The sequence below is a fragment of the Phascolarctobacterium sp. genome (assembly GCF_045124115.1).
In the GTDB taxonomy this organism is placed as follows: domain Bacteria; phylum Bacillota; class Negativicutes; order Acidaminococcales; family Acidaminococcaceae; genus Phascolarctobacterium_A.
In genome coordinates this window covers 19,382-40,680 of record NZ_JBGVLF010000044.1, presented here as the reverse complement: position 1 = coordinate 40,680, position 21,299 = coordinate 19,382, and the positions used below count along the sequence as shown (strand labels likewise).

The 21,299-nt window shown below is 47.4% G+C and carries 20 protein-coding genes; 7 read left to right on the top strand and 13 right to left on the bottom strand.

What is annotated here, in order from left to right; all coding sequences use genetic code 11:
• Positions 1–8: 8 nt before the first annotated feature.
• The 3 genes from pstA to ACJMM4_RS06335 all read right to left on the bottom strand — a co-directional run bounded on the left by pstA (position 9) and on the right by ACJMM4_RS06335 (position 2,689).
• Complete coding sequence (gene pstA, locus ACJMM4_RS06345; RefSeq protein WP_405381829.1) at positions 9–860, bottom strand: phosphate ABC transporter permease PstA; 852 nt, start codon at positions 858–860, stop codon at positions 9–11.
• On the bottom strand, positions 857–1,711 hold the full coding sequence (gene pstC / locus ACJMM4_RS06340; RefSeq protein ID WP_405383654.1) for a phosphate ABC transporter permease subunit PstC: 855 nt from the start codon (positions 1,709–1,711) through the stop codon (positions 857–859). Before pstC ends, pstA begins: the two co-directional genes overlap by 4 nt.
• A gap of 96 nt (positions 1,712–1,807) precedes the next feature.
• Entirely contained in the window at positions 1,808–2,689 is an 882-nt protein-coding gene (locus ACJMM4_RS06335) for a substrate-binding domain-containing protein (protein WP_405381833.1), read from the bottom strand.
• Between the two features lie 173 nt (positions 2,690–2,862).
• On the opposite strand from ACJMM4_RS06335, the gene ACJMM4_RS06330 reads away from it, so the two are divergent.
• From ACJMM4_RS06330 to ACJMM4_RS06310, 5 genes are all read left to right on the top strand, one after another.
• Entirely contained in the window at positions 2,863–3,483 is a 621-nt protein-coding gene (locus ACJMM4_RS06330; RefSeq protein WP_405381835.1) for a DNA-3-methyladenine glycosylase family protein, read from the top strand.
• Between the two features lie 105 nt (positions 3,484–3,588).
• The gene (locus ACJMM4_RS06325; RefSeq protein ID WP_405381837.1) at positions 3,589–4,209 is read left to right on the top strand and encodes a TetR/AcrR family transcriptional regulator; all 621 of its coding nucleotides are present in this window, start codon (positions 3,589–3,591) and stop codon (positions 4,207–4,209) included.
• A 212-nt stretch (positions 4,210–4,421) separates the two neighbouring features.
• Entirely contained in the window at positions 4,422–5,453 is a 1,032-nt protein-coding gene (locus ACJMM4_RS06320; protein ID WP_405383652.1) for an efflux RND transporter periplasmic adaptor subunit, read from the top strand.
• Complete coding sequence (locus ACJMM4_RS06315; protein ID WP_405381841.1) at positions 5,453–8,494, top strand: efflux RND transporter permease subunit; 3,042 nt, start codon at positions 5,453–5,455, stop codon at positions 8,492–8,494. The genes ACJMM4_RS06320 and ACJMM4_RS06315 overlap by 1 nt, the downstream gene beginning before the upstream one ends.
• A gap of 353 nt (positions 8,495–8,847) precedes the next feature.
• Positions 8,848–9,723 (top strand): hypothetical protein, encoded by an 876-nt coding sequence (locus tag ACJMM4_RS06310; protein ID WP_405381843.1) that lies wholly within the window; start codon positions 8,848–8,850, stop codon positions 9,721–9,723.
• A gap of 147 nt (positions 9,724–9,870) precedes the next feature.
• Here ACJMM4_RS06310 and ACJMM4_RS06305 read toward each other — a convergent pair whose 3' ends face one another.
• The 10 genes from ACJMM4_RS06305 to ACJMM4_RS06260 form a co-directional block, all read right to left on the bottom strand.
• Positions 9,871–10,212, bottom strand: coding sequence for a winged helix-turn-helix domain-containing protein (locus ACJMM4_RS06305; RefSeq protein WP_405381845.1), 342 nt, complete (start codon positions 10,210–10,212; stop codon positions 9,871–9,873).
• A 2-nt stretch (positions 10,213–10,214) separates the two neighbouring features.
• Positions 10,215–11,246: a molybdopterin-binding protein gene (locus ACJMM4_RS06300; protein ID WP_405381847.1), complete on the bottom strand. Its 1,032-nt coding sequence runs from the start codon at positions 11,244–11,246 to the stop codon at positions 10,215–10,217.
• Positions 11,247–11,258: 12 nt separating this feature from the next.
• A complete protein-coding gene (modA, locus tag ACJMM4_RS06295; RefSeq protein ID WP_405383650.1) occupies positions 11,259–12,056 on the bottom strand; it encodes a molybdate ABC transporter substrate-binding protein in 798 nt (265 codons plus the stop codon).
• Between the two features lie 2 nt (positions 12,057–12,058).
• Complete coding sequence (gene modB, locus ACJMM4_RS06290) at positions 12,059–12,739, bottom strand: molybdate ABC transporter permease subunit (protein WP_405380708.1); 681 nt, start codon at positions 12,737–12,739, stop codon at positions 12,059–12,061.
• Positions 12,736–13,683 carry a molybdopterin-binding protein gene (locus ACJMM4_RS06285; RefSeq protein ID WP_405380706.1) on the bottom strand — a complete coding sequence of 316 codons (948 nt, stop codon included), beginning with the start codon at positions 13,681–13,683 and terminating at the stop codon, positions 12,736–12,738. Before ACJMM4_RS06285 ends, modB begins: the two co-directional genes overlap by 4 nt.
• Positions 13,671–14,156, bottom strand: coding sequence for a cyclic pyranopterin monophosphate synthase MoaC (moaC, locus tag ACJMM4_RS06280; protein WP_405380704.1), 486 nt, complete (start codon positions 14,154–14,156; stop codon positions 13,671–13,673). Before moaC ends, ACJMM4_RS06285 begins: the two co-directional genes overlap by 13 nt.
• A 1-nt stretch (position 14,157) precedes the next feature.
• A complete protein-coding gene (gene moaA / locus ACJMM4_RS06275) occupies positions 14,158–15,117 on the bottom strand; it encodes a GTP 3',8-cyclase MoaA (RefSeq protein ID WP_405380702.1) in 960 nt (319 codons plus the stop codon).
• Positions 15,118–15,263: 146 nt separating this feature from the next.
• Positions 15,264–17,543, bottom strand: coding sequence for a xanthine dehydrogenase family protein molybdopterin-binding subunit (locus tag ACJMM4_RS06270; protein WP_405383648.1), 2,280 nt, complete (start codon positions 17,541–17,543; stop codon positions 15,264–15,266).
• 3 nt (positions 17,544–17,546) lie between these two features.
• A complete protein-coding gene (locus tag ACJMM4_RS06265; protein ID WP_405380698.1) occupies positions 17,547–18,011 on the bottom strand; it encodes a (2Fe-2S)-binding protein in 465 nt (154 codons plus the stop codon).
• The gene (locus ACJMM4_RS06260; protein ID WP_405383646.1) at positions 18,011–18,796 is read right to left on the bottom strand and encodes an FAD binding domain-containing protein; all 786 of its coding nucleotides are present in this window, start codon (positions 18,794–18,796) and stop codon (positions 18,011–18,013) included. The genes ACJMM4_RS06265 and ACJMM4_RS06260 overlap by 1 nt, the downstream gene beginning before the upstream one ends.
• Positions 18,797–18,960: 164 nt before the next feature.
• On the opposite strand from ACJMM4_RS06260, the gene ACJMM4_RS06255 reads away from it, so the two are divergent.
• The gene (locus ACJMM4_RS06255; RefSeq protein WP_405383644.1) at positions 18,961–19,563 is read left to right on the top strand and encodes an NTP transferase domain-containing protein; all 603 of its coding nucleotides are present in this window, start codon (positions 18,961–18,963) and stop codon (positions 19,561–19,563) included.
• A gap of 348 nt (positions 19,564–19,911) precedes the next feature.
• Positions 19,912–21,285, top strand: a complete 1,374-nt coding sequence (locus ACJMM4_RS06250) for a sodium-dependent transporter (RefSeq protein WP_405383642.1) — start codon at positions 19,912–19,914, stop codon at positions 21,283–21,285.
• The last annotated feature ends 14 nt before the right edge of the window (positions 21,286–21,299 follow it).

The following is a 21,299-nucleotide window of genomic DNA, read 5'->3' as shown; positions in this document are numbered from 1 at the left end:
TTTCCATATCAATTTCCTTTCATCAGCTTGCGCGCTACCTTAGCGCTTAAAGCGTTTATACCTACTACGATTAACACCAGCACCACTGCCGTAGCGTATGCCTGTTTCATATATAAGCCTTCGCTGGCAAGTACATACATATGCACCGCCAAAGTACGGCCGGAGCTCATCACGCCTGCAGGCAGCGCTGCTACCGTACCGGAGGTGTAAATCAAGGCTGCAGTTTCGCCTACAATACGGCCAATGCCTAAAATAACGCCTGCCAAAATACCGGGAATAGCCGCAGGAAGGACGATAGCAAAAACCGTACGCAGTTTGCCTGCGCCTAGGCCATAGCTACCTTCGCGATAGCTATCGGGCACAGCCTTTAACGCTTCTTCCGTGGTACGCATAATCAAGGGCAGAATCATAATCGCTACGGTACAGGAACCTGCTAGCAAAGAATAGCCCATGTGCAGGTAGACAACGAAGAACAGCATACCAAACAAACCGTAGACAATGGAGGGAATACCTGCCAAAGTGTCTGCTGTAACCCGCACAACGCTGACAATCTTATTACCACGTCTGGCGTATTCCACAAGATAGATAGCAGCAAAGATACCCAAAGGCGTTGCCATAAGCAGCGCCAAAACTACCATGATCACTGTATCAAACATAGCGGGGAACATGGATACGTTTTCCGTGCTGTATTCCAATTCAAACAATTTAGGAGTAATGTTAGGCAGCCCCTGCCACAGAATGTAGAACAATAGGAACGCCAAGGAGAGAAAGGTTACAGCAGCTGCCACCCATACACAGGCCAAAAGGCACAGAGATAAATGGTCCTTGCCATAATGAAGTATTGCTTTACGGAAATTCATTGCTGTACCACCTTGCCTTTCAAATAGGAGAAGGTCAGATTGATAATCATGATAAAGATAAATAATACTACCGCCGTAGCAATCAAAGCATCACGATGGAGATCGGCGGCATAACCCATTTCAATGACGATATTGGTGGTCATGGTGCGGACGCCTTCCAGTAAACCTTGGGGCATACGTGCTTGGTTGCCTGCGACCATGATAACCGCCATAGTTTCGCCAATAGCACGGCCTACGCCCAAAATAATGGCCGCCATAATACCGGACTTGGCAGCAGGAACAACAGTGAAGAAAACACTGCGTACATGGCCTGCACCCAAAGCCAAAGCGCCTTCGTAGTAGCTGTCAGGCACGGCACGCAAGGCTGCTTCCGCTACACTGATCAGCGTAGGCAGAATCATCATGCCCAAAAGCAGGGAGGCAGTGAGCATACTGCTGCCCGTACCGCCAAAAGTATCGCGAATAAAGGGTACCATTACTACCAAGCCGAAAAAGCCGTAAATAACGGAAGGAATACCTGCCAACAGCTCCACTGCCGGTTTCAGCACTTTGTAGATGGAGGGAGGGCAGAAACGCGCCATAAAGATGGCGGTCAAAATGCCGATGGGCACGCCGGTAATGACAGCCCCCAAGGTTACGTAAATACTGCCCATAATCATAGGCAGGATGCCATAGATATCATTATTGGGACGCCATTTCTGTCCCAGCAAAAAGTCCGTCACGCCCAGCTTGCCAATAGTGGGCAGGCCGTTGGCAAACAGGAAGATGCAGATCATGGCTACCAAAGCGATGGAAGCACAGGCTGCTGCCAAAAAGACGAACTGCATAATTCTTTCTTTACTATCTTTCATAGGCTGTTCCTCAAACAATTACACGCGGAGATACAAATATAGGCTGGGGTGTGTGCCCAGCCTATGTTCACGTAGAGTACCAAAAGGTTGCCCTCGTTATTTTACTAATTTGCTCCATTCGGTAGTTTTGCCGGTGAAGATATCTGCTACTTGTGCTTTAGTCAGATTGTCCAGCTTGCTGTCTTTGTTAACGATAACTGCGATGCCGTCAGTAGCGATTACGGTAGCTTTTACGCCAGCGTCGATTTCGCTCTTCTTCAGGGCACGGGATGCCATGCCAATATCGCAGATGCCGCCGATAGCAGCTTTAACACCGGTAGTGGAGTCGCTTTGCTGTACTTCGATGTTAGCTTCCGGATTCAGTTTTTTGTATGCCTCTTTCAATTTTTCCATAGCCGGAGTTACGGAAGAAGAACCTGCTACTACGATCTTACCGGATTTCTTGTTAGCAGTGTAATTTGCAGCTTGATCGTTGCCAATATAACCTGCTTTGGAAACAACTTCTTGACCTTGCTTGGACAGGATGAAGTTGATGAAATCTTGGGTAATGGGGCTTACTTGGCCTTTAGTTACGATATTGAAGGGACGGGATACTTTGTAAGCTCCGCTCTTAACATTAGCTGCGGTAGCTTCTGCGCCGTCGATTTTCAGTGCTTTTACAGTGTCGTTCAAGGAGCCCAGGGAGATATAGCCGATAGCGTCCTTGTTGCCAGCAACGGTGGTCATCATTACAGCAGTGCTGTTGGTTATAGAAGCGCTTTCGGTGGTCATATCAATCTTCTTGCCATCTTTCTTTTGTTCGATGCCGAACAGTTCGATAAAGGCGCCACGGGTACCGCTGCCATCTTCACGGGATACGACTACGATTTTGTTACCTGCTGCTTTTTTGTCATCAGCCTTTTTGTCACTGCCGCAGCCCATTGCACCTAAAGCAACGATTGCTGCCAAACCTAAACATGCAAACTTATTCAATTTCATTATTTTTCCTCCTTACAACCATCCTTTGTGGTTTCTGAGGATAGTATATACCGCCATTGTTAAGGAAATATTATGCTAGTGTAAAGGCTTAGTAAAATCAAAAAATTATTTTTTGCCTTAAACTGCGATTGGTATTATAATATTAGCAACACTAAATTGAAGGAGGAACTCTTATGTGCCAAACCCCAGATTGGTCCCTTGGCGACCGCTATCTGCGTGAAAACGCCCCCGAGTTAGCCCCATTAATCGACAAATACTCCCCCTGCCCTCTCAAGGCGCAGCCCTTGGAGCAATACTTCACCATCCTGCTGACAGGCATTGTTGCCCAGCAGCTTCCGCCCAATGTGAGCCAGGAATTGATGGGCAAGCTGGAAAGCCTAACAGGCAAGCCCATTACTCCCCAAGCTATTCTGCAGCTTGCTGACGAGCAATGCTTTGAAATTGGCTTACAAGCGCAAAAAGTGGGTTATATTAAAAATTTTGCTACTGCTGTGGCAGAAGGCCAGATTGTTATGGAAAAATTTGCTGATATGACCGACAGCCAGATTACGAAACAACTGCTGCAGATACGCGGCCTGGGACAATGGACCATTGAGATGTTTCTGCTTTTAGGCCTCTGCCGTACCGATGTCGCTCCCGGTGCGGACTATATTTTCAAAAAGGAATTGAAGGAGCTTTTGCAGCTTCCGGAAATGCCCAAACGCAACGCTATTAACAAGGCTACAGAAGCATGGCGCCCTTGGCGTTCTCTTGCCGTATGGTATTTGTGGCAAAAAGCAGCAGAAAATCAATAATTACGCCAAAAAGTTCTGCAAAATACTTTCGCCTAGTTACATAATCGATTAAATAGTGTATAATAAGGGAAGATATTTTGTACGAAAATTGAGGTAGATAGAGATATGAACGACAACCAAGCAACTTCAGAAAGTGCTACAGCTACCAGTGCGACAAAAATTTTAGAATCAGCCACCAAGCTTTTTGCCCACGATAATTTCAGTGCTGTTTCCATCAAGCAGATTGCTGCGGCAAGCGGCGTCAACAGTGCTTTGATTTCCTATTATTTCGGTGGTAAGAAAAATCTGTACCAAGAGGTACTCTATACCCAAGCGGATAAGTTTCTGCAATTGCAGGATACCATCCGCCAAAAAGACGAATCTCCTCTTGCTAAACTTCGTCATTACGTGGACTCCATTGCTGCTATGCAGATTGAACATCCCTACAGCATCCACTTGATTTATAGAGAACTGCTCAGCCCTCAGCCCATGTTTGAAAACTACGTCAAAAACAGGCTGTACCGCATCCACCAATTTATGTCCGAACTTGTAGATGAAGCTATCGCTTGCGGTGAAATCACCACAGCGATTAAGCCTACCCACGTTGCTTTTACCTTGGAAGGTATCATCATGTTCTTCTTCCTCACCCAAGGACAAATCCGCCAGATTGGTAACTTTAGCCAGAAGGTCGAAACGGATTATCTTTTAGAAGCATTGGACAGCTATTTGGCATCTTTAAGTAAATAAAGGCGTAAGACTAAGGGACCGCATAAACGGTCCCTTTTTTCACACTCTTGTTGCTTGACCTTGACGAATTTCCGTTCTATAATTTAATCAGATAATTAAAAATTCTCCGTGAAGGGGTGTTATATATGTTGAAAGAGTATTGGACACAACCCGCTAATCAAAAGAAACTTGCCGCCGCTGCTGCTATCATTATTATAGCAGGGGGCGGTTTTATGCTTTACAGGAACATTACGGCTAAACCGGAGACAGCCAAACATGTCCCCTACGTCCGTACTGTTACCGTCGGTGAAACGGCTAACGCTACAGCCACCACCTACCCCGGCGAAATCCGCGGTCGTTACGAAAGCAATCTTGCCTTCCAAGTAGCAGGCAAAATCAACGCCCGCCTCGTCAACGTCGGTGACCGCGTCACTGCCGGCCAAGTGCTGATGACACTGGACCCCAAGGACATTAACCAAAGCGTCGAAGCCTCCTCCGCCCAACTGGCAAGCGCCATTGCCAACCAAAAACTAGCAGCGGACAACGCCGCCCGCTATAACGCCCTTTACGCCAGCGGAGCTGTTAGCGAAGCCTTGCGCGATCAATACAACACTCAATTGGAAGCAGCCAATGCCACACTGCGCCAAGCCCGCGCCCAAGCCAACATCAGCAGCAACCAACTGGGCTACACCCAATTGGTAAGCGATGTGGCCGGCGTTGTAGCCACCATTAGCGGTGAAGCAGGCCAAATCGTGGCTGCAGGTACGCCCATGGCAACCGTTGTCCGCAGCGGTGAACGGGAAATCCAAATCAACGTACCGGAGAACGCCAGTGTTAAAGTTGGTCAGCCTTCAGAAATCACCTTCTGGGCATTGCCCAACATTAAGGTAGCAGGCAAAGTCCGGGAAATCTCCCCCATGGCAGATACAGTTACCCGTACCTACAAAGTGTGTGTAGCTGTTCCCGATCTGCCTAGCGAGGCCAAGCTCGGCATGACTGCCAAGGTCAGCTTCCCTGCTACCACCACTACCACTGCGGAGTTCGCCCTGCCTGCCAATGCCCTCTACCGCGTTAACAATCAAAGCCAGGTGTGGATTGTGCGCGATGGTCGCGCCGTCCTTGCAAATGTGGAAGTCGCAGGTTATGACGGCAACATGGTGCGCATTGCCAAAGGCTTGCAAGCAGGTGACAAAGTCATTACTGCAGGCATCGCTAAATTGGCACCCAACCAAGAAGTACGCTTGGAGGAAGGCGGTGACCGCTAATGACTAAGGAAAAGCATGGCGGCAACTGGGCTGCATGGGCCATTGAACACCGTCAGTTAGTGTACTTCTTTGCCTTCCTGGTTCTGGTCATGGGTCTGTTCTCCTTTAAATCCTTGGGGCGTAGCGAAGACCCTAGCTTTGCAGTCAAGCAAATGGTAGTTTCTGCTGCTTGGCCCGGTGCCAGTGCCAAGGATGTGGAAGCGCATCTGACCAATACCATTGAAAAAGAAATCCAAAACCTGCCTCAAATCGATAAAATCACTAGCTACTCCCGCCCCGGTACCAGCGTTATTACCGTTACTCTCAAGGACGAAGTAGAGCCTGCCCAAGTACGCCAACGTTGGCTGGAACTACGCCATATGGTGGACGATGCCAAAAGCAAACTGCCCACAGGTACCTATGGTCCCTACTACAATGACCGTTTTGATGAAGTTTACGGTAATATCTACGCCCTCACAGGCGATGGCTATTCCTTTGAAGATATGCGTAAGGAAGCTGAAAAAATCAAGCTGGACTTTTTCGGTATTCCCGATGTAAAAAAAGTTGAACTGGTAGGCGTACAGCCGGAAAAAATCTTTGTGCATATGGATGTGGAAAAACTTTCCCGCCTCGGGCTGGACATTAACTCCATCGCCACTATTATTAAAGCCCAAACTTCCGTCAACCCCAGCGGTATGGTGGAAACAGACACGGCTAATGCGTATCTGCGTATTACCGGCAGTCCCGATAGCGTAGCGAACATCGCCTCCATCCCCATTAACGCCAACGGTAGAGTCTTCCGCCTCAGCGACATTGCCACCATCACCCGCAGTTATGCAGACCCGCCAGACCCCTTGATGTACTACAACGGCCAACCTGCTGTGGGCATCGCCCTAGCTATGGAAGAAGGTGGCAACAACATCCGCCTAGGCGACAATCTCGCTAAAGAAATTGCTAAAATTCAAGACGAACTGCCCTTGGGCTTGGAATTGAACCAAGTTGCCAACCAACCCGAAGTCGTTAAGAACTCCATTAGCGAATTTGCCGAAAGTCTTTACGAAGCCATTATTATCGTGTTGGCAGTCAGTCTGTTCAGCTTAGGGCGCCGCAGCGGCTACGTTATTTCCTGCTGCATCCCGTTGATTCTTTTAGGCTCCTTTGCTGCCATGTACGCCATGAATATCGACCTGCACAAGGTTTCCTTAGGTGCTTTGGTTATCTCCCTAGGTATGCTAGTTGATGACGCCATCGTCGTAGTCGAACTGATGGAAGTAAAAATGTCCGAAGGCATGGAGCGCAAGGAAGCTGCTGCCTACGCCTTTAAAACTTGCGCTTGGACGCTTTTGGCAGGCACCTTGATTACCTGCTTAGGCTTTATGCCCATTGCTTTCTCCAAAGCTGCAGCCTCCGAGTTTGCCTACAGCCTCTTCCCTGTTATCAGCGTCACCCTGCTCTTGAGCTGGCTGGTATCCGCCACCTTGGCACCTGTTTTAGGCTATGAATGGATTCGTCCTACCGTCATCAAAAAAGACTCCTACGATAGTTTCTTCTACCGTAAGTTCCGCAGCCTGCTCCAGTGGGCTTTAAGCCATCGTACTATTGTTGTTGGCGTCACTTTGGCAACCATCGCTGTTTCCGCCTATATGCTCCGCTTCATTAGTAAGGAGTTTTTCCCTGCTTCCGTACGGCCGGAATTGTTGGTAGAGTTGAACCTGCCCGAAGGTAGTTCCATTAAAACTACGGATGCAGCCGCACGCAAACTGACCAACTTGATTAAAGACGACGAAGACTTGGACCACGTTTCTACCTACGTAGGTAAAAGTGCGCCTCGTTTCGTCCTCGTTATCGACCCTGTTCAGCCACGTGACAACTATGCCCAACTAATTATTGTGGCAAAAGATGTAGAAGCGCGCCAACGCTTGAACAAAAAGGTCATGGCACTGGTAGAAAAAGAACTGCCGGAAGCAGTTTCCTACTCCCGCACCATCCCCTTGGGTCCCCCTGCTCCCTATCCGGTTATGCTCCGTGTCAGCGGCAATGATACTGCCCAAGTTAAAGAGTATGCCCAAAAGGTACGCGCTGTTATGGCAGCCCATCCCTACGTCAACATGACACGTTTAGATTGGTTGGAGGAAACGAACGCTGTCAAGCTGACCATCGACAACGATAAATTGCTACAGTTAGGCTTAACACGCCAAAGTGTTGCTACTGCCCTGCAAGCACAGGTAAGCGGTTACACTGCTGCCACCTATTTGGAAGGCGACCAAGAAATCGGCATTGTCTTCCGTCTTAATCCTGCAGAACGCGCCACTATCGACCAATTGGCAGGCATCCCCATCCCTACATCCCGCGGTGCAGTAACCTTGTCCCAAGTAGCAAAAATCGAATACACAGCGGAAGATAATATGATTTGGCGCTGCAACCTGCGCCCCACTATTACAGTTAATGGTGGTATTGTGGATGGCGTAACAGGCAATGATGTTACCCAGCAGGTCTATGACCAATTGGCGGATTTGCGTGCTAACCTACCTGCAGGCATGAAGATTGAAATCGATGGTTCCTTGGAAGACAGCAATAAGACATTGAACTATTTGATGGAGCCTGTGCCCATAATGGTACTGCTGATTATTATTCTTATCATGGTACAGATGCAGGACCTGCGTAAGCTTTTGGTAATTGTACTGACTGCGCCCATGGGCATCGTAGGCGTTATTTGGGGACTGCTCTTGTTCCACGCCAGCCTTGGCTTCATGGCGGAGCTAGGCGTATTGGCACTGTCCGGTACTATCATTCGTAACAGTATGGTCATCGTGGACCAGATTCAGCAGCATCTGGACAGCGGCATGAATATCCATGATGCCATTGTGGAGTCCGCCATCGTGCGCTTCCGCCCCATTATGCTAGCAGCCTTCACTACAATTTTAGGCTTAATTCCCATGTTCGCCAGCCAGTTTTGGAACGCCATGGCAGTAGCCATCGCCTGCGGCTTAACAGGCGCCACCCTACTAACGCTTGTCGTACTACCTGTCCTTTACGCTATAGTATTTAGGGTAGAAGGGTAGACTTTATAACAAAAATTCCCGAAGGAGTATCGTCCCACGGGAATTTTTTATTTCAAGTAGAGTTTTCTGTGCTATAATGTAGGTGAAGAATAGTAATGGTATTTTTTCATTTTGACGTTAAATACCCTGTTCTAAAAAATCTAAATATGTAGGAGCCAGCGCTGTCAAATATTACAGACAGCGGCTGGGTGGTTCATCCGCAACATACGGTGATTAAAGCTTCGTCCCAAGCGCCACTGTAATAGTAATGTAATATTTATCCTATCCCTAGGGGATGGTACTATTGCACGCCTACGCTTAAAAGGATTTCAGTCAATAGTATCATCCAAATCTCAATGAAAGGACTGATATTATTGGCAAAAAAGCTAAAAGAGGATAAAATTCAATGGCATCCCCCATTCTGTAGCGCTACAGAATTAGAACTTCGACATGACTCCGATATTTTGGAATTTATACAGGAACTTCCACTAAGTAAAAAGCCTCTAAATATTGACTTGTTCATCATAAAGAAAATAGATAATAGAATACTGCAAAACGATATTGGTAAGCTCTTCCGCAAGGATAATATCTGTGAATACAAAGGACCGGGAGACTACATCAGTATAGATGACTTTTATAAAGCTATTGCTTACGCCTGCCTCTATAAAAGTCTTGGTAAAGATGTAGATGAGCGACCTGCATCACAAATCACCATTTCCCTAATTCAAGAGACTCACCCCAAGTTATTGTTCGAAATATTACCTCAAAATGGTGTTACTGTTAATTTAGTTTATCCTGGTATCTACTACATGGATGGAAACATACCTTTTCCCATGCAAATGATTGTTACCAAGGAGTTGGAAAAGTTCAATCATAGTCCTCTTCGAGTCTTAACCAAGAATGCGGATAAGGAAGATGTAAGACAGCTTTTAAAAGTAGCTAGTGAATTAGTGACTCAACGCGATAAAAACAATTTTAAGTCAGTAGTGAATGCTAGTAGTTCTGCTAATATTAAAATCTATAACGATATAAAAAAGGAGGATGCAACTATGGCTGGAATCATAGAAATGGCTGAACGTAAAGGTAGAAATCAAGGTATTCTTGAAGGTAAAACAGAAGCCAACATTTCTACTGCTACGGATATGATTAAGGACGGACTGCCTGCTAACATGATTATCAAATACAGCAAGCTTTCCCTTGAAAAACTTCAGGAATTGGCAAAAAGCATGAATACTACCCTAGTTATGTAAGCATCTATATAAAAAGAAGTTAAAACAAAGCCATCTCAACAATAATTAAAAAACGAGGCATGAATTTGAATGTTATCTGTACATTCAGCTCCATGCCTCATTTTTGTTTAAACATCTATTTTTCCCAATAGCTATTCGGAGCTGTTTTTAAAACAGCTCCTTAAATTTTTGTGCCGCAAAGGCTTGTATTGCTTCATCAAAAGCAGTGAAGCGTGCCAATAGTTCCCTTCCCTCCGGCGTAAGCACTGTGCCGCCGCCACTGGCGCCACCGCTGACACCCTTTACTAAAGCGTATCCCAAATCAGCCTCCGCCCTATGCATAATCTTCCACGCTTTGCTTGAAGACATGCCCATGGACTTATAGGCTGCAGATAGCGATCCTTTTTCCTCCACCAAGCGCAGGATTTGGGCAACACCTTTGCCAAAGGCGATTTCCCCATTATACAACCTTACCTTAATGTGATACTTTGCAGGATTGGTATAGCCCATCTTTACCACCCCTTGCCAAAGCCACAGGCAGGATAGGTACATACAGAGCAGTTCAAGCACAGTCCGCCCTCGCCCAAGGATGCCAGTTCCGTAGGTGTAACCGTGTCGCATGCCAAAACTCGCGGCAGAACTAAATCAAAAATCGTCCGCTTAGCGTACATAACACAGCCAGGTAAACCCATTACAGGCACACGCTTCGCTCCGTAATATGCCAAGAGGAACATTGCCCCCGGAAGTACAGGCGCACCGTAGGAAACGATCTCTGCTCCGGTATTTTTAATAGCTAAAGGCGTTTTATCATCAGGATCCACGCTCATGCCGCCGGTACAGCACACTACTTCTGCCCCACATTCTTCAATAGCATATTTTATGGCCGCTGTTACGGCTTCATTATCATCGCCAAAAACTTCTTTGTAAATAACTTCTACGCCGTACTCCGCCAACTTTTCAGCTACCACAGGGGTAAAGGTGTCCTTAATCCGTCCTGTAAAAACTTCGCTACCTGTAGCAATAATGGCAGCTTTTTTTAATTTATAGGGTAGAAGTTTCAGTAAAGGCTCTGCACCGCACAGGTCCTGTACACTATGCATCTTCTCTTTTTCAATCACCAAAGGAATGATGCGAGTGCCTGCCAACTTGTCGCCTTTCTTTACAGGAGTATTGCCATGGCGTGTAGCAATCATCATCTGGCCAAAGCCATTGACCAAAGCCAGACGCTTGCCATCCACTTTAAAAAGACCGTCATGAGCTGCAGATAGCTCAATTTTGCCTTCCTTAACTTCGGATTCATTCATGCCTTCATTCTTACACAGGTCACAGAGAATGCGGGCTGCATCATTTTCGTGCAGCATATTTTCGTCTGCTTCCCACACGTAGAGATGCTCCTTGCCAATGGAGAGCAGTACAGGAATATCTTCCTCCCGCACAATATGTCCCTTGCGGAACACTGCATCTTTCGTCACGCCTTTGATAATCTGGGTTAAATCGTGGCAGAGAACGCTGCCTACAGCATCCTCCGTTCTAATCAACTTCATAAAGTCCGCCTCCTATTTTTTTACAGGTGCAAAACCATACTTAGCTAAAACTGCGCCTGCTTCCTCCGTCTGCAAGAATTCTGCCAAGGCTTTAGCAGCTTCTTTTTCAGGAGCTTTCTTCAAAATACCGATGGGATAAATAATCTGCTTTTTCAAAGAACCAGCAGGAGCTTCTGCTACAATTTTAACTTTATCTTTTAACAGTGCTGCATCCGTAGCGTACACAAGACCTGCATCCGCACTGCCTTCGCCTACCCAGTTCAGCACTTGGGTAACGTTGGTGCCCAAGCTAGCTTTCGGAAGCACGCTGTCCCAAACGCCAAGGCTGGTCAACGCTTCTTTAGCATATTGACCTGCAGGTACGCTGGCAGGATCACCAATGGCAGGATGTTTTGCTTTAGCAATATCGTTAAAAGATTTAATCGTACTTTCACCTTTAGCAGGCACGATTAAAACCAACTTGTTCTCCAGCAAAGGCTTTACCGTAGCACTGTCCATATAGCCTTTTTTATCAAGCGCTGTCATCTGCTTATTAGCTGCAGAAATAAACACATCCGCTGCCAAACCATTTTCAATTTGAGATTGCAGCTTGCCGCTTGCGTCATACACGCCCTGAATTTTTACTTCGGGGTGTTTTTTATTGAACATGGGAATCAACCGCTGCTCAAAAACTTTTTCCAAGCTGGCTGCCGCTGCCAAGGTCAACTGCTTTTGTGCTTTAGGCTCCGCCTTTTTCTCGCCGGAACCACCGCAGCCTGCCAACATAACTACTAAAGCCAGACTCATTAATACCGCTAAGATTTTTTTCATTTTCATCGCTCCTGTCGGTGTTTACATTGGCATTGATAAACATTTAAGCCTATGACAACTGCTAGACAAATAACAACAATAATAGCTACATACACGCTGGCGCTATCCCAATCACCTGCTGCCACAGCGGAATATACAGCTAAAGGCAGGGTGCGCGTTTTACCGGCAATATTACCTGCCAACATGGCCGTAGCGCCGAACTCGCCCAAACCACGGGCGAAGGCTAGCAAACCGCCGCTAATGATACCGGGAAAGGCGCAGGGCAAATGCAACCGCCAAAAGATACGCCACTCCGTCATACCTAAACTGCGGCCTGCTTCCATAATCCCCTTGTCCACCTGTGCCAATGCGCCACGGGCACTGCGATACATGAGGGGAAAAGCGATAACCGCTGCCGCCAGCACCGTCGCCAACCAGCTAAAGGCAATTTGGATGCCTAAAACTTCGCGAAAGAAACTACCTACCGCACGATTATTGCCAAAGATGACCAAAAGGAAAAAGCCTGCTACCGTAGGTGGCAGCACCATGGGCAGGGTAAAGATACCGTCCACAAGGATTTTCGCACCTTCGCTATGGAGATTTTCCACCCACCATGCCGCAAGAACGCCCAGGAAGAAGACCACCGCAATAGTGGCAGCCGCAGTGTGCAGGCTTATCCATAAAGGCGATAAATCAACGCTCATGATCTACCGCACTCTCCGTCGGTACCTTTTAAAATACGGATGCCATGACCCAGTTCAGGAAGAATGAAACCCAGCGCTTCCTCCACTGCCTTTCTGCTACCGGGCAGGTTGACAACCAGCGTCCTATTACGCACTACGCTAACGCCTCTGCTGAGCATAGCACGCCTTGTAACTGCTAAAGAATCATGACGGATAGCTTCCGCAATTCCGGGCACGTTCCGCGTAGCTACCGCCATAGTCGCCTCAGGAGTGACGTCCCTTGGACTCAGCCCCGTGCCACCTGTAGTGATGATCAAGTCCACTTGGCGTTGGTCTGCCAAACGCTTTAATTCTTGCTCAATTTTACCCTGTGCGTCAGGCAGCATTACCTGCTCCACAATCTCGTAGCCTGCTGCCGCCAGCAGCTCTGCAGCTTTCGGACCGCTAGTGTCTACCCGCTCACCACGGAACCCTTTATCGGAAAGAGTCATCACCGCAGCACGCAAAGGTGCATCGCCACTTGGCAAAACAGCGCTCATTTCCATGCCTACGGCAAGGACGCCACCCTTTTCCACCGTAGCGAATACGCCCTCCCTAGGCATGATGCAGTCACCAACACGGTGGAAGATTTGGCAGTGGCTGTGGCAGTTTTTGCCAATCTGGCTCATTTTTAGCACCACATCCCCTGCAGTTAGAACCGTGCCCACAGGCAGATTTTTAAAATCAATACCATCTACAAGGATATTTTCCCCGAAAGCGCCTACGCCTGCATTGCCACCTTTAGCGTTAAATTCGTCCACTTTATTGGCGCTAAGCAAACTTACCTGACGATGCCAATGGCCTGCATGGGCGTCGTTTTCCAAACCATAGTTGACAATTAAATTAACCTTGTCCACAGGATGCTTTTCCGTGCCTCGTGCTTCACTGATGCACAATGCTTTAATCACGCCTTTTATTTCTGCCATATAAAATCACCACTCTTTCCCCCGCTTTTTTGTACTAAATGAATATCCGTCAGCACCATAGCCTTATCCACTGCCTTACACATATCGTAGATGGTCAAGAGTGCTACCTGCACACCTGTCAGAGCTTCCATCTCCACCCCGGTCTTGCCGTCTGTTTTTACAGTACACTCCGCTTGCACAGCGCAAGTTTCTGCTTCCTCCAGCATAGTAAAATCCACGGCGCACTTAGTCAAAGGCAGCGGATGGCAAAGAGGAATCAGCTCGCTGGTCTTTTTGGTAGCCATGATGCCTGCTATACGCGCCACTCCCAGCACATCGCCTTTAGCCATGGTACCTGCGGCAATCTTGTCAAAAATTTCCTTGCTAACGATGATTTTGCCCTGAGCTACTGCTGTCCGTGTAGTAATGGCCTTAGCAGAAACATCCACCATCACAGCATTTCCAGCCGCATCAAAATGGTTTAATTCGCTCATCTTATCCTCCAATCCTACTCATAGCAAAAGCTGCTGCCCTGTGGTTAAAATCATGCTCCCGAGGCTTAGCGTAGATAGCCTGCTGCATAGCTTCCTTAAGCTCCGCATCCGTCGCACCTTGCCGCAGGAGCGCCTTCACGTCGCAACCTACATCGCTGTATAGGCAAGGTTTAAGGAAGCCTACGCTGGTCAAACGCACACGGTTGCATAGACCGCAGAACTTATGATGTAGAGGTTCAATAAAGCCTACTGGAACCTTAAACACATTATTACGGTAGTACACAGCAGGACCATTGCCATAGCTACCCTTTTCCCTTACCAGTTCCATACCCAGTTGCTCCAGCATCTGTCGCACTTCGTCCCCTGTGTAGCCAACTAAAGCGGTGTTGCAACTTAAAGGCATTAGCTCGATAAAACGCAAAGGCAATCCCCATGTATCGGCATAAGCCATCAAAGCAAGAATATCGTCTATCTTCATGTAGTTTTTAAGAGGGACACAGTTCAGCTTGACCTTTAGCCCTGCTTTTAGGGCGGCCTGAACGCCTGCTAAAGCATCATCAAGATTACCACCGGTAATATCGTGATATTTTTGAGGATTAAGCGTATCCAAGCTGATATTTACTGCATCAATACCGATGGAAGCAAGGGAGTGGGCTGCATCTTTCAAAAGGATACCATTGCTAGTCAAGGTCACCTGCTCCACACCCTCCAGCTGTTTCAAACTGCGGATGAAGTCCAACGCCCCTTTGCGCAGTAAAGGCTCGCCTCCTGTCAGCTTGAAGCGGGTTATGCCAAGTTCTACCGCAATACGGCACAGACGCAGCAGTTCCTCATAACGCAAAATCTCCCCGTGAGGCACGAACTCCGCCAGCTCCGGTTGGCAATAGCTGCAGTGCAGATTGCAGCGGTCCGTCAAGGAAATCCGTATGTAGTTAATAGTCCGATTAAATTGATCCTGCATAATAAAGAACACCCCCACACCCCTCATCAACGAGCGTAGCGAGTTGACAGAGGTTTTTCATTACGCCCGTTACTCTAACGTTAGAATAACGCTGGCCCAAATAAATGGGACAACGCTAAACATTGTCCCATAAAAATTTTTAGAAATTACTCGTTCTCCTCGCCCATAGCAATCTTTTCGGGAGTGATGGGCAGAACAAAGAAACGATGACCTGTTGCTTGGTAAATAGCGTCGGCAATAGCAGGTCCCGGAGTATTGATAACCAATTCACCGATGGATTTAGCGCCAAAAGCACTGCTATCTTCGTAGCTGCAAGCAAAGTCTACATGGATATGCCCAATATCCTCACGGCAGGGCACTTTATATTGCATAAAGGAATTTTCATAAATACGTCCTTTAGGACTGTAGGTAACATTCTCCATCAAAGTCATACCAATACCTTGGAGCAGACCGCCTTCGGTCTGTACCTTAGCCAGATTGGGGTTGATGGGCGTACCGCAGTCTACGGAAGCATAGTAGTTGACTACATGAGTTTCGCCGGTCAAGAGGTCGGTTTCCATCTCAGCCACACCTGCCATAAAGGGCGGCGGACTCAGAACACTGTTCATCTCCACTACTGCCTCCAAAGCAATGTCGTTGTTCACTTGGGAAGCAACGCCAACGTCAAAGAGACTGACAGCTTTATCCGTAACCGTGTTGCGCACAGTCTTGCCATCAAAAACAACTTCTTCTACCGAGCACTCCAACAATTTGGCACCAAGTTGGCAAATCTTTTCACGTACCTGCATTGCAGCAGCGTGAACAGCGTTACCTGTAATATAGGTGGTACTGGAAGCATAGGAGCCGGAATCATAGGGAGAAGTATCCGTATCGGCACCGAAAACAACGATATCGTCTACATCACATTCCAAAACATCAGCAGCCATTTGCGCCAAAACAGTATCACAGCCTGTGCCCATGTCGGCAGCGCCAATGCGCAGAGTATAAGTACCATCATCCTGCAGTTTGATATCTGCACCGCCTACATCGCAGAAGGGAATGGAGGAACCCTGCATTGCAATAGCCACACCCATGGTGCGTACCTTGCCGTCGGGCATAATGCGTTTGGGGAACTTTTCATCCCAACCGCTCATTTCCCGAACCTGCGCCAAGCATTTGTCCAAAGCGCAGCTAGTGTTGGGAGCACCATAATATGCGTGCATAATATCGCCTTCGCGGGTAATATTCATCTCACGCAGGGTAATGGGGTCAATATTCAACTTCGCTGCCAATTCGTTAACAGCGCTTTCCACAGCAAAAATGCCTTGGGGCGCACCATAGCCACGGTAGGCACCTGCAGCCTGCAGATTGGTGTACACTACATCGTAGCTAAAACGATGAGCTTCCGTACGGTACAAAGGAATGGACTTATGACCGGACAGGCCTACGGTAGTGGGACCGTGTTCGCCATAAGCACCGGTATTAGACAAAGTATACAGGTCAATAGCACGGATTTTACCTTCTTTAGTAGCGCCTAAGCGTACAGTCACTTCCATCTCATGACGAGGGCTGGCAGCAATATGGCATTCTTCACGGCTATAAACAATCTTAGAAGGTTTCTTTAAACGCCAAGTTACGAAAGCAGGATACAGTTCGCTGACGCAGCTTTGCTTAGCACCGAAACCGCCGCCGATACGGGGTTTGGTTACACGCACCTTGGTCTTAGGCAAGTGCAAAGCGTTGGCAATATTACGACGGGCGTGGAAAACGATCTGAGTGGAGCTAACTACGTTCAAACGACCATAGGTATCAATAGTACAGAAAGTACAGAAAGGCTCCATCATATCCTGTTGTACTGCTTTCACGCGATAGGTGCGGTCGATAATAATATCGCAGTCCGCCATCACCGCATCAATATCACCATGACCATCCACCTCATGAGCGCACAGATTGCGTTTGTTATCTGCGCCTACGGGAACCAAGGATTCCCAAGTGTCTTCGGGATGCACGAGGATGGGATTATCTAAAGCTTTGTGGAAGTCCAATACGGGTTCCAACACATTATATTTAACTTTAATCAAAGACATAGCCTTGTCAACAGCTTTTTCCGTCTTACCGGCAACAATAGCTACTACGTCGCCTACGAAACGCACATGGCGATCCAACAGCAGGCGGTCATAGGGACTGGGCTCAGGGTAGGTCTGGCCTGCGTAGGTGCAGCGTTTACCGTTCTGATCCACGTCTTCATAAGTAAAAATAGCCTCGATATCAGGCACCTTGCTGGCGATCATGGTATTAATGCTTTCAATAATCGCGTTAGCATGGGGAGAACGCAGCACTTTAACAATCAAACAATCTTTGGGAGCCAAATCATCGGTATAGACAGGCTGGCCTGTTACCAGCTGCATGGCATCTTTTTTACGGATGGATTGGTTAACAAATTTCATTGTTTACGCCTCCTTCCCGTTTTTCCAAGCAATAAAGTTTTGAATACCGCGGAGCTGGCCTTCGTAACCGGAGCAACGGCACAGGTTGCCTGCCAGATATTCTTTGATTTCTTCTTCCGTAGGATTAGGATTTTCTTTAAATAAAGCCAAAGCGTTCATAATCATACCGGGATTGCAGAAACCGCATTGTTCTGCACCTTGGTCAGCAATGAAGGCACCAAACTCTGCTACTTCTGCCTGCATGCCTTCCATAGTAGTTACCTTGTGGCCGTTGGCACGGGCAACAAGCACGCTGCAGCTCAGTACAGGCTTGTCATCAAGATAAACAGTGCACAGACCGCAGTTACTGGTGTCACAACCACGCTTTACACTGTAGCAGCCTTCGTTGCGTACAAAATCTAATAATGCCATATCCGCATCTACGGAGCGGGTAATTTTTTTACCATTTAAAGTAAGTGTTACATCCATCAGTCGTTACCTCCCAAGGCTACCAAGCATCGTTCCACCAGCACCTTGATTAAATGAGTGCGATATTTAGCACTACCGCGGGGATTGCTTTCCGTATACAGTACGGAAGCAGCGTATTCTGCATAAGCACGCGCCTTTTCTGCAGTAATAGGTAAAGCTAAAGTTTCACCCTTTACCAAAGCTGCTTTTGCCGGACGAGCGCCCACTGCCACCTTCACGCCTTCAGCAGTCACCGCCGCTGCGCAGGTCAGTACAGGGAAGTCGGTCTTGGCGATACGCACGGATTGATAAGCGCAAGACGCTGCTCCCTTAGGAATAATAACACGCACTAAAATATCACGATCATATTTCATATCTACAAATTGCGCCAAAGGAATAATGCCACCCTTGTACAATTCTACTTGAGCATTCAGTGCCAGCATAATGGTCAGTACATCGCTGAAACCAAAGCGGCCGAACACACTGCCACCTACGGTAGCAAGATTGCGGAACTGCACGCCTACAATGTGGCGCAACGCTTCCTTCATAGCGCATTTGGTGTAGGCAGCAATGCCTTCATGGAGCTCCAGTTGACGCAGAGTAACCATGGCACCAATGCTGAAATTTTCTTCCGTTTCCTCAATTTTGTCCAAGCCTAAATCACACAAATCAATCATGGTTGCCACATTGCCTTTGGGCAAGCGCATCCACATCATACCGCCCATAACACGGTTAGGCTTCTTTTGATTCAGTTGCCACGCTTCTTCCAAAGTCGCAGCTTTTTTGTATTCACGAATCGTAAGCACTCTAACTCCTCCTCGTTTTTTATGCTTCTAAAATGGAGCAGGCTCTTCCAACCTGCACGCAGACATTCTCTATTGTATTTTATCATATTATCTGAATAATTAAAAGGATTTTGTATACAAGGGAGAGAATAATATAGCATCCTAAAAATTGTGAGGAAGAAATCATGCTCTACAACATCCCTTATCCTATTGGCTGCGTGATTATGGCTAGCGGCAATGCCCGTCGCTTTGGCAGCAACAAGCTTCTAATCAACTTTAATGACAAGCCTTTGATTCAACATATATTGGACACTACGGCAGAGCTCTTCGCCCGCCGCGTAGTAGTGACGCGCTACGAAAAAGTTGCACAGCTGTGCGAGCAGCAGCGTATCACCTATATTTTACATGATAAACCCTATTTAAATGACACCATCCGCTTGGGCATGGAGTATTTGGACTGCGCCCAGCTTTTAGGCTACGCCTTTTGCACGGGAGACCAACCTTTATTGAGACGCAACAGCGTGGAGGAACTGTGCCGCAGCTTTTTGCGCTCCCCCTACTCCATCAGCCGCTTGGGCTTCGGCACTTCGCCCGGCAGCCCCATGCTTTTCCCCAGCGACGTGGCGGAAGAACTGAAACACTTGCCCCAAGATGTAGGCGGCAGCTTCGTGGCAAAAAAATATTCTGAACGGGTACGCATTGTGCAGGTACAGGACAAGTACGAGCTTTTTGACATCGATACAGTGCGGGACCTGCGCCAGTGCCTGAGCCAAGCAAAAAATTTATAAATAAAAAGCAAGAGGCTGGGACAAAACCAGTCATCGTTACCATATTCCTAGACGAATCATTGCGATTTTAGCTCATAAGTGCATAGAATCACCGAAGTGAAGCGAACCGAATAGCAGATTGTTTTGCGAACAAGATTGGCCGCGAATCTTCGTTGTGATTCTGCACGAAATGAGCGTTAAGAAATCGCACGTGAGTCGGAATATGGTAACATGACTATATAGCTCCCAGCCTTTTTCCTTTATTCCCATATAAACCTTGCCTAAAAACGTTTTATACTTTATAATGTTAAAGTGTGTAAATTTTCTAACAGTTACAACAAAAATATTGCTCACGAAAGGATGACTTCTTTGAAAAAACGTGAAGGTTTTTCTTCCCGCATAGGTTTTATATTGATTTCTGCAGGATGCGCCATAGGTCTTGGTAATGTGTGGCGTTTTCCCTTCGTTACAGGCATGTACGGTGGTGCTTCCTTTGTCCTTGCCTATCTGATTTTCCTGTTACTTTTAGGCTTGCCCATTATGGTAGCAGAACTTGCCGTAGGCCGCGCCAGCCAGCGCAGTTCCGCCCGCTCCTTCGACGTGTTGGAACCACAGGGCACTCATTGGCATTGGTTCAAATACTTCTCCTTTGCAGGCAACTTAATCCTGATGATGTTCTACACCACCATCTCCGGATGGATGCTGTACTACCTTTACAAAATGGCTATAGGCGGTTTTGTAGGTCTTGACGCCAAAGGCATTGAAGCAGTCTTCGGAAATCTGCTGCAGGACCCTGTAACCATGGGTGTCAACATGGTCATTATCGTCTTGATGTGCTTTGGCATTTGCTACTTAGGACTGGAAAAAGGCGTAGAACGCATCACCAAAAATATGATGGTAATGTTATTACTGTTAATGTTGGTTCTAGCAGTTAACTCCGTTATGCTGCCCAACAGCAGTGCCGGCCTCAAATACTACCTATCCCCTGATTTCAACAAGATTCTTGAGCACGGTATCCAAGAATTCATCTTTGCAGCCATGGGACAAGCCTTCTTCACCCTCAGCATCGGTATGGGCGGTATTGCCATTTTTGGTAGCTATATTGGTAAAGAAAAACGTTTGACCGGTGAAGCCATGTGGATTATCGCCTTGGACACTTTTGTAGCCATTATTTCCGGCCTTATTATCTTCCCTGCCTGCTTCAGTTTCGGCATCACTCCCGGAGGAGGCCCGGGGTTGCTCTTTATCACCCTACCCAATGTGTTTAACGCTATGAGCGGTGGACGTTTATGGGGGACTTTGTTCTTCCTCTTCATGCTTTTTGCTGCCATGTCCACAGTTATCGCAGTTTTTGAAATAATTATTTGCTGGCTCTGCGATTTAAAAGGCTGGGAACGTCGCCAAGTTATTCGTTGGCTGATTCCCACTATCATTATCCTCTCCCTGCCCTGCACTTTGGGCTTCAACCTGTGGAGCGATCTGCAGCCCATGGGCAAAGGCACCTGTGTCCTTGATTTAGAGGACTTTTTAGTAAGCAATAACGTATTACCTTTAGGAAGTCTTGTCTACTTGGCTTTCTGCACTAAACGCTACGGCTGGGGCTGGAACAACTTTATCCGCGAAGCTGATACGGGTAGCGGTATCCCGTTCCCCAAAGCACTGCGCTTCTACGTCACCTATATCCTGCCTTTAATCGTCTTGGTTATCTTCGCCAACGGTTATTGGGCATTGTTTAGCAAATAAGATTACCCCGTTTT

Bases quoted from the DNA above. Each gene is read 5' to 3' on its own strand.
- pstA (WP_405381829.1), bottom strand. From the start codon at position 860: ATGAATTTCCGTAAAGCAATACTTCATTATGGCAAGGACCATTTATCT.
- pstC (WP_405383654.1), bottom strand. From the start codon at position 1,711: ATGAAAGATAGTAAAGAAAGAATTATGCAGTTCGTCTTTTTGGCAGCA.
- ACJMM4_RS06335 (WP_405381833.1), bottom strand. From the start codon at position 2,689: ATGAAATTGAATAAGTTTGCATGTTTAGGTTTGGCAGCAATCGTTGCT.
- ACJMM4_RS06330 (WP_405381835.1), top strand. From the start codon at position 2,863: ATGTGCCAAACCCCAGATTGGTCCCTTGGCGACCGCTATCTGCGTGAA.
- ACJMM4_RS06325 (WP_405381837.1), top strand. From the start codon at position 3,589: ATGAACGACAACCAAGCAACTTCAGAAAGTGCTACAGCTACCAGTGCG.
- ACJMM4_RS06320 (WP_405383652.1), top strand. From the start codon at position 4,422: ATGCTTTACAGGAACATTACGGCTAAACCGGAGACAGCCAAACATGTC.
- ACJMM4_RS06315 (WP_405381841.1), top strand. From the start codon at position 5,453: ATGACTAAGGAAAAGCATGGCGGCAACTGGGCTGCATGGGCCATTGAA.
- ACJMM4_RS06305 (WP_405381845.1), bottom strand. From the start codon at position 10,212: ATGGGCTATACCAATCCTGCAAAGTATCACATTAAGGTAAGGTTGTAT.
- ACJMM4_RS06300 (WP_405381847.1), bottom strand. From the start codon at position 11,246: ATGAAGTTGATTAGAACGGAGGATGCTGTAGGCAGCGTTCTCTGCCAC.
- modA (WP_405383650.1), bottom strand. From the start codon at position 12,056: ATGAAAAAAATCTTAGCGGTATTAATGAGTCTGGCTTTAGTAGTTATG.
- modB (WP_405380708.1), bottom strand. From the start codon at position 12,739: ATGAGCGTTGATTTATCGCCTTTATGGATAAGCCTGCACACTGCGGCT.
- ACJMM4_RS06285 (WP_405380706.1), bottom strand. From the start codon at position 13,683: ATGGCAGAAATAAAAGGCGTGATTAAAGCATTGTGCATCAGTGAAGCA.
- moaC (WP_405380704.1), bottom strand. From the start codon at position 14,156: ATGAGCGAATTAAACCATTTTGATGCGGCTGGAAATGCTGTGATGGTG.
- moaA (WP_405380702.1), bottom strand. From the start codon at position 15,117: ATGCAGGATCAATTTAATCGGACTATTAACTACATACGGATTTCCTTG.
- ACJMM4_RS06270 (WP_405383648.1), bottom strand. From the start codon at position 17,543: ATGAAATTTGTTAACCAATCCATCCGTAAAAAAGATGCCATGCAGCTG.
- ACJMM4_RS06265 (WP_405380698.1), bottom strand. From the start codon at position 18,011: ATGGATGTAACACTTACTTTAAATGGTAAAAAAATTACCCGCTCCGTA.
- ACJMM4_RS06255 (WP_405383644.1), top strand. From the start codon at position 18,961: ATGCTCTACAACATCCCTTATCCTATTGGCTGCGTGATTATGGCTAGC.